Origin of the sequence: Ramlibacter sp., from assembly GCF_013697775.1 — a bacterium.
Classification (GTDB): Bacteria; Pseudomonadota; Gammaproteobacteria; order Burkholderiales; family Burkholderiaceae_C; genus Ramlibacter.
In genome coordinates, this window is the sequence record NZ_JACCWG010000337.1 from 1 (window position 1) to 10,770 (window position 10,770).

9 protein-coding genes are annotated in these 10,770 nt (G+C 70.0%); 6 read left to right on the plus strand and 3 right to left on the minus strand.

Annotated features, from left to right (window positions below):
- Window positions 1–38: 38 nt before the first annotated feature.
- The 3 genes from H0U68_RS16995 to H0U68_RS17005 form a co-directional block, all read right to left on the minus strand.
- Window positions 39–2,540, minus strand: a complete 2,502-nt coding sequence (locus tag H0U68_RS16995; RefSeq protein WP_296357710.1) for a DUF1631 family protein — start codon at window positions 2,538–2,540, stop codon at window positions 39–41.
- A gap of 106 nt (window positions 2,541–2,646) precedes the next feature.
- Window positions 2,647–4,851, minus strand: a complete 2,205-nt coding sequence (locus tag H0U68_RS17000; RefSeq protein WP_296357712.1) for a malate synthase G — start codon at window positions 4,849–4,851, stop codon at window positions 2,647–2,649.
- Between the two features lie 34 nt (window positions 4,852–4,885).
- Window positions 4,886–5,563 carry a haloacid dehalogenase type II gene (locus tag H0U68_RS17005; protein WP_296357714.1) on the minus strand — a complete coding sequence of 226 codons (678 nt, stop codon included), beginning with the start codon at window positions 5,561–5,563 and terminating at the stop codon, window positions 4,886–4,888.
- 90 nt (window positions 5,564–5,653) lie between these two features.
- On the opposite strand from H0U68_RS17005, the gene H0U68_RS17010 reads away from it, so the two are divergent.
- The 6 genes from H0U68_RS17010 to lptA form a co-directional block, all read left to right on the plus strand.
- Complete coding sequence (locus tag H0U68_RS17010) at window positions 5,654–6,592, plus strand: LysR family transcriptional regulator (protein ID WP_296357716.1); 939 nt, start codon at window positions 5,654–5,656, stop codon at window positions 6,590–6,592.
- Window positions 6,589–7,041, plus strand: coding sequence for a DUF2214 family protein (locus tag H0U68_RS17015; protein ID WP_296357718.1), 453 nt, complete (start codon window positions 6,589–6,591; stop codon window positions 7,039–7,041). Before H0U68_RS17010 ends, H0U68_RS17015 begins: the two co-directional genes overlap by 4 nt.
- Window positions 7,042–7,084: 43 nt before the next feature.
- Window positions 7,085–8,758 (plus strand): arginine--tRNA ligase, encoded by a 1,674-nt coding sequence (gene argS / locus H0U68_RS17020; protein ID WP_296357719.1) that lies wholly within the window; start codon window positions 7,085–7,087, stop codon window positions 8,756–8,758.
- Between the two features lie 25 nt (window positions 8,759–8,783).
- Entirely contained in the window at window positions 8,784–9,428 is a 645-nt protein-coding gene (locus H0U68_RS17025) for an SPOR domain-containing protein (RefSeq protein ID WP_296357721.1), read from the plus strand.
- Window positions 9,429–9,511: 83 nt separating this feature from the next.
- Window positions 9,512–10,162 carry a thiol:disulfide interchange protein DsbA/DsbL gene (locus H0U68_RS17030; RefSeq protein WP_296357723.1) on the plus strand — a complete coding sequence of 217 codons (651 nt, stop codon included), beginning with the start codon at window positions 9,512–9,514 and terminating at the stop codon, window positions 10,160–10,162.
- An 84-nt stretch (window positions 10,163–10,246) separates the two neighbouring features.
- The coding region (gene lptA, locus H0U68_RS17035) for a lipopolysaccharide transport periplasmic protein LptA (protein WP_296357725.1) at window positions 10,247–10,770 on the plus strand (524 nt) is incomplete at its 3' end.

A 10,770-nucleotide genomic window follows, 5' to 3' on the forward strand; every position in this document is an offset into this window, starting at 1 on the left:
GGCCTGAGCCGCGGCGCGGCGGGCCGCACGTGCGGCAGCTATGCGGCCAGCGCCTCGCGCTCGGGCCGCGCCGACAGCGTCTCGATGGCGTGCTGCACCACCTCGTGGTTGTCCAGCGGGCGCAGCAGCCGGCTGGCCACCAGCCGGTGCAGGCTGCGCCGCGTCATCGAGTGCGGCCGGTTGCCGTGGCTCACGAACATGAACAGCGTGCCCTTGGTGCCCGCCCACACCAGCTGCGCGCGCCGCCATTGCTGCCTGGAGAACAGGTCCACCCAGCTGCCTTCCTGCAGCCCGGCGATCAGGCTTTCGGCCTGCGCCTCGCCCAGCGGCGTGGGCACCGCCTGCACGCGCTCCGGCGCCGGCCCGTCGGCCTGGAGCTCGGCGTAGTCGCTCGGCAGCGTGTCCTCGAAGCCGCAGGCCTGCAATTCGCCGGGGGCCAGCCACAGTTCCTCGACCACCTGCGGTTTCTGCGCCGCGGCGGGCAGCAGCAGGTCGTCGTCGGCGGCCAGGTCCATCGCCAGGCTTTCCATGCTCTGGCGGCGGTGCCTGGCGCGCAGCTTGAGCACCGGCCGGTGCAGGCGCTCCAGCGCCCGGAAGAAGGTTTCGCTGTCGGACGGAGGGTGGCCCAGCAGGTCCAGCCCCTCGCGCAGCTTGCCCAGCACCCGCGGGATCAGCTCGAAGGCGCGCGCCGGGTCGCGCAGCATGGCGTCGCTCTTCACGCTCCACAGCATGTCGGTGATCACCCCGCCGAAGCCGCCGGGGTCCAGCTGCCCGGGCGCGGCCGTCATGCGCGCATGCGCCATCACCAGCGCCCAGGGGCCGAACAGGAAGTCCTGCACCACCGCGGGCGCGCCTTCCAGGTCGCTGCGCTGGCTCAGCTCCCAGGCGATCTGCTCGGATTCGGCCTGCCGGCGTTCGGCCAGGCGCACCGCCTCCACCACCTCGCTTCGTTGTTCCTCTTCCTCGTGGTCCTGGGCCTGCCAGCCGGCCTCCAGCCGCTGCAGCGCCTGGGCGAAAGGCTCGGCGTCGCGCAGCTGCTCGAGGTCGTTGAGCGCGTTGAAGGCGGAGCCGACGCTGTCGTAGAACTCCTGGAACTGGCTGCCGAACTCGTCGTTGTACTTGAAGCTGCGCTCGGCCACGCGCTCGACCAGCTGGCGCGCCGGATGCTTCTCTTCGCCGAAGAACTGCGGCGACTCCATCGCCAGCCGCGCCAGCGACGGCTCCAGCGCGACGATGGCTTCGCGCACCGGCGCCAGCAGCCGCGGGTCCTGCGCCACCTGGTCCACCAGCTGGCGCACCACCTCCAGCCCCACCACCTGGCCGACGCGTTCGGCCTGCTTGCGCAACTGGGTGCGCACCAGCGAGCGCTGCCGCGGTGCGCCCAAGGCGCCCCAGATCTCGCTGTCCAGCGGGCTGTCGATGCCCACCGCGCGCATCGGGCGATCGACCGGCGCCAAGTGCTCGTGCCGGCGCGCCGCCGTCGGGTCGTACGGCGCGTCGTCCCAGCGGGCTTCCAGCGCTTGCAGCTCCTGGTCCACCTGGGCGTAGTAGGCCGGCTCCAGCGGCTGCTGCACCGGCACCTGGCTGGCGGCGCCGCCGAACAGGAAGTCCCGCAGCAGCGGCCCGCGCAGCGCCTGCCGCGCCATGTTTACCAGCGACGCGATGCTCCAGCCACCGCCGTGGCCACCACCGCCGCCGCCGGACGGCATGCGCCCCGAACCGCCGGGCCGGGAGTCGCCGAAGCCCGGGCGCGAATCGCCAAACGGCCGGGAGCTGCCGAAGGGCTGGGAGTCGCCGAAGGGCCGCGATTCCCCGAATTGCGAGGAGCGGGGACCCAGGGTGTTCGCCCAGGAGCTGCGCTCCGGTTCGCCGGCGCGCGAGCCTGCCGGCGCCAGCGGCGCCACGCCGGTGACCACGCGGTAGCTCGCGCTGGCGACGCCGGACTGCTTGAGCAGCTTGGTGGCGGCGCGGTACAGCTGCGCGAGGTCCTGCGCCAGCGGGTCCTTCATGTGGCGCATCCACAGCGCGGGCCAGCCGGGCTGCGGGTCGAATTCGCCCATCACCGTGCGCAGCGCCTGCGTGAAGATCTCGGGGCGCAGCGGGTTGTGGTGGGGCTGCACGCCCTCCAGGCCCATCGCCGGGCTCATGAAGGCGTTGAGTTCAGTCAGCGGCTGGTCGAGCAGCGGTGCGATGTCCTGCGCCAAGCGCGAGGCCTCGATGGAGCGCATCAGCTCGCCGTCGTCGACCAGGGTCAGCGAAGAGGGCCGCAGCGTGCCCTGGTAGGCGGGCGCGATTTTCGCCGGCGGCGATTCCAGCGCGGCGCGCAGCACCTGCGGAAAGCGGGTCGTCCAGCTGGCGCGCAGGCGCGTCAGCTCGCGGCTGGCGGCCGCCATGTCCTGGCGCTCGGCGTTGCTGGTGCGCCTGCGCAGCTCTTCTTCGAGCGCCACAGCGGCATGGTCCATGCAGCGTTCCACCATCCGGCCCGAACGGGCGACGGCCTCGTTGAGGCAGGGACGGACAATGTTGGGCAGGGCTGACATAGGGGGTACACAAAAGTGTAAGCAGAGCCCGCGACCTCAGGCTCTGCAATCCCCCCAAGAACCACGCTTTTGATTCAGTTGGTCACATCCGTTACAACCGATTCGCTCAGCGCGCCACGGCCGCCTTCACCTTCAGCCGCCACGCATGCAGCAGCGGTTCGGTGTAGCCGCTGGGCTGCTCCTTGCCCTTGAGCACCAGGTCCAGCGCGGCGCGGTAGGCGGCCGAGGTGTCGAAGTGGCCGGCCATCGGCTGGTAGAGCGGGTCGCCCGCGTTCTGTCCGTCCACCACGGCGGCCATGCGCTGGAAGGTTTCCAGCACCTGTTCCTTCGTCACCACACCGTGGTGCAGCCAGTTGGCGATGTGCTGGCTGGAGATGCGCAAGGTGGCGCGGTCTTCCATCAGGCCGACGTTGTGGATGTCTGGCACCTTGGAGCAGCCCACGCCCTGGTCGACCCAGCGAACCACGTAGCCCAGGATGCCCTGCACGTTGTTGTCCAGCTCCTGCTGGCGCTCCGCCGGCGTCCACTTCGCTTGCGGCACCACCGGGATCTGCAGCAGGCCGGCCAGGAGGTTGTCGCGCTCGGCTTCGGCGCTGGTCTGCTCCAGTTCCTTCTGCACGGCGAACACGTCCACCTGGTGGTAGTGCAGGGCGTGCAGCACGGCGGCGGTGGGCGAGGGCACCCAGGCGGTGTTGGCGCCGGCTTTGGGGTGGCCGATCTTCTGCTCCAGCATGGCGGCCATCAGGTCGGGCATGGCCCACATGCCCTTGCCGATCTGCGCGCGGCCGCGCAGGCCGCAGCCCAGGCCGACCAGCACGTTGTTCTTCTCGTAGGCCTGGATCCAGGCGCTGGACTTCATGTCGCCCTTGCGGAACATGGGGCCGGCCAGCATGGCGGTGTGCATCTCGTCGCCGGTGCGGTCCAGGAAGCCGGTGTTGATGAAGGCCACGCGCGCCGCCGCTTCGGCGATGCAGGCCTGCAGGTTGACGCTGGTGCGACGCTCCTCGTCCATGATGCCCAGCTTCACCGTGTTGGCCGGCAGGCCCAGCAGCTGCTCGACGCGTCCGAACAGCTCGCAGGCGAACGCCACTTCCTTCGGGCCGTGCATCTTCGGCTTGACGATGTAGACCGAGCCGGTGCGCGAGTTGCGCAGGCCGTTCGCGCCCTTGCCTTGCAGGTCGTGCAGCGCGATCGTGGTGGTGATCACCGCGTCCATGATTCCTTCCGGAATCTCCCGGCCCTCGTCGCCCCACAGGATGGCCGGGTTGGTCATCAGGTGGCCGACGTTGCGCAGGAAAAGCAGCGAGCGGCCATGCAGCCGCACCTCGCCGCTGCCGCCCGGCGCCGTGTAGACGCGGTCGGGGTTGAGGCCGCGCGTCATGCGCTTGCCGCCCTTGTCGAAGCTCTCGGTCAGCGTGCCCTTGAGGATGCCCAGCCAGTTGGCATAGGCCAGCAGCTTGTCCTCGGCGTCCACCGCGGCGATGGAGTCTTCTAGGTCCAGGATGGTGGACAGCGCCGATTCCGCCACCAGGTCGCTGACGCCGGCCGCATCGGTCGCGCCGATGGCGTGCGTGCGGTCGATCTGGATGTCCAGATGCAGCCCGTGGTGCTTCAGCAGCACCGACGACGGCGCTGGCGCCTCGCCGCGATAGCCGGCGAACTGCGCCGCATCCTTCAGGCCGGTGGCACTGCCGCCCTGGAGCGACACCACCAGCTTGCCGCCCTCCACCCGGTAGCCGGTGGCGTCCGCATGCGAACCCTGGGCCAGCGGCGCCGCCTGGTCCAGCACGCGGCGCGCATAGGCGATCACTTTCGCGCCGCGCACCTCGTTGTAGCCGGGGCCCCCGTCCGCGCCATCGGTTTCGGCAATGGCATCGGTGCCGTACAGCGCGTCGTACAGCGATCCCCAGCGCGCGTTGGCGGCGTTGAGCGCATAGCGCGCATTCAGGATCGGCACCACCAGCTGCGGGCCGGCCTGCAGCGCGAGCTCGGCGTCCACGTTGGCCGTGGTCGCCTTGGCGCCCTGCGGCGGCGTCACCAGGTAGCCGATCTTCTCCAGGAAGGCGCGGTAGGCCGCCATGTCATTGATGGGCCCCGGATGGGCGCCATGCCAGGTGTCCAGCTCGGACTGCAGGCGGTCGCGCTCGGCCAGCAGCGCGGCGTTCTTCGGCGTGAGCTCGCGCACGATGGCGCCGAAGCCTTGCCAGAAGGCGCCAGCGTCCACGCCGGTGCCGGGCAGCACCTGCTCGTCGACGAAGCGCTTGAGCGCGCTGTCCACCTTCAGGCCGTGGACGTCGGTGCGGGCGGTCATGGAATCTCCTTGGATGCGGATGAAAAGAAAAGAATCAGAAGAACGAGAGCACGTCGCGCAGGCTGCTGCCGGTGCGCGTGGGCTGCGTGCCCAGCTCCTCGAACGGCAATTGGTAGCGGTTGACCCACAGCGTGCGGTAACCGAACCAGGTCGCGGCCAGCGCGTCCCAGGCGTTGCAGCTGACGAACAGGATCTGCGGCGCGGCCAGCCCGGTGGCGTCCAGCCCCAGCTGGTAGGCGGCCGGATGCGTCTTGTACTTGCGCACGCCGTCCACGCTGAGCACATGGTCCAGCAGCGGTTCCAGGCCGGCGCTGCGCACCGCCACGCCCAGCATCTCGGGGTCGCCGTTGCTCAAGATGCCGGTGGCGATGCGCTTGTCCTTCAGTGCCTGCAGCACCTCGCGGTTCTCCGGGAACGCGGACAGGTGCAGGTACTGGTTCATCAGCTGCTGCTCGCGCGCGTCGCCCAGCTCGAGCGCCAGGCGCTTGCAGGCGTAGCGCAGGCCGGCGCGCGTGAGCTCCCAGAACGGCCGGTAATGCGCGCCGTCGTTGCTGGTGGTCACCAGCCCCGTGTACTCGATCTGCTTGTCGCGCCACAGCGTGGCGAGTGCCTGGCCGTGGCCCGGATACAGCTGTTCGGCCAGCAGGCCGACGCTGTAGACGTCGAACAAGGTGCCGTAGGCATCGAACAGCACGGCCTTGGGTTTTTCCATGGATGCGACTGTATTGGAGACTCCGCCGAAGATTAAGGGCCGTGCAAGCGATTGATCTTTGACCTGGATAGATAGAATCCGCCGAATCCGATGGACAAACTCAAGCAGCTGGAGTCTTTCGTGTCGGTTGCCACCCGCGGCAGCCTGACGGCGGCGGCGCGCGCCGAAGGCGTGGCGCCGGCCATCATGGGCCGCCGGCTGGACGGCCTGGAGGAGCGCCTGGGCGTGAAGCTGCTGGTGCGCACCACCCGGCGCATCACGCTCACCCATGAGGGCAGCGCTTTCCTGGAGGACTGCCAGCGCCTGCTGGCGGAAATCGCCAGTGCCGAGGCCAGCGTCAGCGCCGGCGGCGTCAAGGCCAGCGGGCATCTGCGCATCACGGCGCCGGCCGGCTTCGGGCGGCGCCACGTGGCGCCGCTGGTGCCGCGCTTTCGCGAGCTGCATGGCGACGTGACCTTGTCGCTGAACCTGAGCGACCGCGTGGTCGACCTGGCGCCCGAGGGGTTCGACTGCGCCGTGCGCGTCGGCGATTTCCCCGATTCCTCACTGGTGGGCGTGCGGCTGGCCGACAACCGCCGCCTGTGCGTCGCCACGCCCGAGTACCTGGCGCGCCACGGCACGCCGCAGCACCCGAACGACCTGGCACGCTTGCATTGCCTGATCCTCTCCAGCGAAGCCTCGCAGACGCGCGGCTGGGCATTCAGCCTGCCCGGCGACGGCGCCCGGGGCGAGCTGCTGCACATCCGCCCCGCCGGCCCGCTGGACTGCACCGACGGCCAGGTGCTGCACGACTGGTGCCTGCGGGGCCTGGGTATCGCCTGGCGCAGCACCTGGGAGGTGGACCAGGAGGTGGCGTCCGGACGGCTGGTGGAAGTGCTGGCACCCTTCGCCGCGCCGCCCAACGGCATCTACGCCGTCGTGCCGCAGCGCAAGCACCTGCCGCTGCGGGTGCGGCTGTGGATCGATTTTCTGAAGCACCATTACGCCCAGCCCGGTTTCTGGAAACGGGCACACGGAGACACCGCATGATCCTGGAAGCCTTTCTCGCCTACGCCCACCTGCTGGCCATCCTGACCCTGGTGGTCTTCATCTCCAGCGAGGCCGCGCTGTGCCGCCCCGAGTGGATGAACGCCAAGGTGGTCGAGCGGCTGGTGGCGGTGGACCGCGTCTACGCCGGTGCCGCCATCGCGGTGCTGGCCACCGGGCTGGTGCGCACCTGCCTGGGCGTGAAGGGCACGGCCTGGTACTGGGGCAATCCGCTGCTGCACGTGAAGGTGGCGCTGTTCGTGGTCGCCGGGCTGCTCTCGATCAAGCCGACGCTCATGTTCGCGCGCTGGCGCAAGGCGCTGCGCGCCGATGGCTCCCTGCCGCCGGAAGCGGACGTGCGCAAGGCGCGCAAGCTGGTGATGGTCCAGGCGCACATCGTGGCGCTCATTCCGCTGGCCGCCGTGTTCCTGGCCCGTGGGTTCGGCCGTTGAGCCGGCGGCCGGGCGCTTCACGCCGCCTCTTTAGAATCCCGCGATGCTCCTAGTCAAACAAGAACTGCTCGGCGCTCTCGCGGCCGCGCTTGAACAGCTGTCGCCGGGCGCCGGCGGCAAGGCGGCGTTCGAGTCGCCCAAGGCGGCTGCGCACGGCGACCTGGCCTGCACCGCCGCCATGCAGCTGGCCAAGCCGCTCAAGCGCAATCCGCGCCAGGTGGCCGAAGCCCTGCGCGACGCGCTGCTGGCCACGCCCGCGTTCCAGCGCTGGGCCGATGCCATCGAGATCGCCGGGCCCGGCTTCATCAACATCCGCCTGAAGCCCGCGGCCAAGCAGGAAGTGGTGCGCGAGGTGCTGGCCGCGGGCGCCGGCTTCGGCAGCCGCCCGGACAACGGGCAGCGCGTGCTGGTGGAGTTCGTCTCGGCCAATCCCACCGGCCCGCTGCACGTGGGCCACGGCCGCCAGGCGGCGCTGGGCGACGCCATCTGCAACCTCTACGCCACGCAGGGCTGGAAGGTGCACCGCGAGTTCTACTACAACGACGCCGGCGTGCAGATCCAGACGCTCGCCAACAGCGTGCAGCTGCGCGCCAGGGGCTTCAAGCCGGGCGACGCCGAATGGCCGGAGGCCGCCTACAACGGCGACTACATCCAGGACATCGCGAACGACTTCCTGGCGAAAAAGACCGTCACCTCCGACGACCGCGCCTTCACGGCCTCCGGCGACGTGGACGACCTCGACGGCATCCGCCAGTTCGCCGTGGCCTACCTGCGCCGCGAGCAGGACCTGGACCTGCAGGCGTTCTCGGTGCGCTTCGACCAGTACTACCTCGAGTCCAGCCTGTACACCAGCGGCAAGGTGGAGGCCACGGTCAAGCGCCTGGTCGAGGCCGGCAAGACCTACGAACAGGACGGCGCGCTGTGGCTGAAGACCACCGACGACGGCGACGACAAGGACCGGGTCATGCGCAAGGGCGACGGCTCCTACACCTACTTCTTGCCCGACGTGGCCTACCACATCGCCAAGTGGGAGCGCGGCTTCGGCAAGGTGGTGAACATCCAGGGCACCGACCACCACGGCACCATCGCGCGGGTGAGGGCCGGGCTGCAGGCAGCCGGCGCCGGCATTCCGCAGGGCTATCCCGACTACGTGCTGCACACCATGGTGCGCGTGGTGCGCGGCGGCGAGGAGGTCAAGATCTCCAAGCGCGCCGGCAGCTACGTGACGCTGCGCGAAGTGATCGAGTGGACCAGCAAGGACGCCGTGCGCTTCTTCCTGGTGTCGCGCAAGCCCGACACCGAATACGTGTTCGACATCGACTTGGCGCTGGCGCAGAACAACGACAACCCGGTCTACTACGTGCAGTACGCCCATGCGCGCATCTGCTCGGTGCTGGCGGCGTGGGGCGGCGACACGGCCGCGCTGCCCGACGCCGACCTGTCGGCGCTGGACAGCCCCGCCGCGCAGGCGCTGATGCTGCAGCTGGCGCGCTACCCGGACATGCTCACCGACGCCGCGGCCGATTTCGCCCCGCATGACGTGACCTTCTACCTGCGCGAACTGGCCGCGGCCTACCACAGCTACTACGACAGCGAACGCATCCTGGTGGACGACGAGCGCGTGAAGCGCGCGCGCCTGGCGCTGGTCGCCGCCTGCGCGCGGGTATTGCACAATGGCCTCGCTGTGCTGGGCGTGGATGCCCCGCAGAAGATGTAGCAGCCTTGCGAGGACAACGAACGCAGTGAAAAAAGCACAACGCGGCAACACCATCGTCGGCATCATCATCGGCGTCGTGCTGGGCCTGGCCGCCGCCCTGGCCGTGGCGGTGTACGTGACCAAGGTGCCGGTGCCCTTCCTCAGCAAGGGCGGCGGGCGCACCGCCGAACAGGACGCGGCCGAATCGCGCAAGAACCAGAACTGGGACCCCAACGCGCCGCTGCACGGCAAGAACCCGGCGCGCCCGCTGCCGCCGGCCCCCGGCCTGCCCGGTGTCCCGTCGGCGCCGCCGGTGGCCACCATCCCCGCGCCGGAGGCCGAAAAGCGCACGCCCGAGGCCGGCACGCCCCGGGCCGCGGCGCGCCCCCAGACCGATCCGTTGGGCGACCTGGCGGCCGCGCGTTCGGCCGCCCCGCAGGCCGCCGGCGGCGACCCGTTCCTCTACTTCGTGCAGGCCGGCGCCTTCCGCACGCCCGATGACGCCGAGGCGCAGCGCGCCAAGCTGTCGCTCATGGGCATCGAGGCCCGGGTCACCGAGCGCGAGCAGTCGGGCCGCCAGGTCTGGCGCGTGCGGGTCGGCCCGTTCGACAAGAAGGACGAAGCCGACCGGCAAAAGGAACGCCTGGAAGGCAGCGGCTTCGACACCGCGCTGGTGCGCGTGCAGCGCTGACTGACCGTTCGGCGGCGCCCGGCGGTGGAACCTCTGCCGCGCGCGCCGCTCTGAAAACGCACACTCCTGGAGGAATGAATCCGATGAATCGACGCGAGTTTTCCCAAGGCGCCGCCTGCCTGCTGGCTGCCACCGCCCTGGGCGTGCCCCAGTTCGCGCTGGCCCAGCGCCAGCCGGCCGAAGGCAAGGACTTCCGCAGGCTGGACAAGCGCGCGCCGACCGAGGCGCCGGCCGGCAAGATCGAGGTGGTGGAGTTCTTCTGGTACAGCTGCCCGCACTGCAACGCCTTCGAGCCCAAGCTGGTGTCCTGGATGAAGCGCCAGCCGGCCGACGTGTTCGTGCGCCGCGTGCCGGTGGCCTTCCGTGAAGACTTCGTGCCGCAGCAGCGCCTGTTCTACACGCTGGAAGCCATGGGCAAGCTCGACGAGCTGCACGCCAAGGTGTTCGAGGCCGTGCACGTGAAGCGCGAGGCCACGGCCAACGAGGCCACCATCGTCGCTTTCGCCGAGCGCAACGGCCTGGACAAGGTGAAATTCCAGGAGATGTACAACTCCTTCGGCGTGGCCAACAAGGCGCGCCGCGCGGCGCAGCTGCAGGACGCCTACAAGGTCGAGGGCGTGCCGGCGCTGGGCGTGGCGGGCACGTATTACCTCGATGGCGAAAGCGCGGGCAACATGGACCACGCGCTGCAGCTGGTGGACTACCTGGTGGCTGAAGCCCGCAAGGCGAAATAAGGGGCGAAGTCCCCACGGCCGGGCCCGCGGCACGGGTTCGGCCGATTGCCGAGGCTACAATCCCGCAGCAAGATTCGTGCCTCTATGAACAAACTTCCCATTCAATTGTTTCTCGCCGCCACGCTGGCGCTTGCCTGCGGCATGGCCGCCGCCGAGAAGGCCGACCGAGGCAAGCCCATGAACGTCGAGTCGGACGCGCTGCGCTACGACGACCTGCGCCAGACCAGCGTGTTCACCGGCAAGGTGGTCGTCACCAAGGGCACCATCGTCATCCGCGGCGCCAAGGTCGAGGTGCGGCAGGACCCCGAGGGCTACCAGTACGGCGTGGTCACGGCCGAGCCGGGCCAGCGCGCCTTCTGGCGGCAAAAGCGCGAAGGCGTGGACGAGTTCATGGAAGGCGAAGGCCAGACCATCGAATACGACGGCAAGGCCGACCGCGTGAAATTCATCGGCCGCGCCGACATGCGGCGCTACCGCGGCGCCACGCTCGCCGACGAGGTGAGCGGCAGCCTGATCACCTACGACAACAGCAACGACGTGTTCGCGGTCGACGGCGGCCCGGCCGGCGGCGCCCCGGGCAACCCCGGCGGGCGCGTGCGCGCCACGCT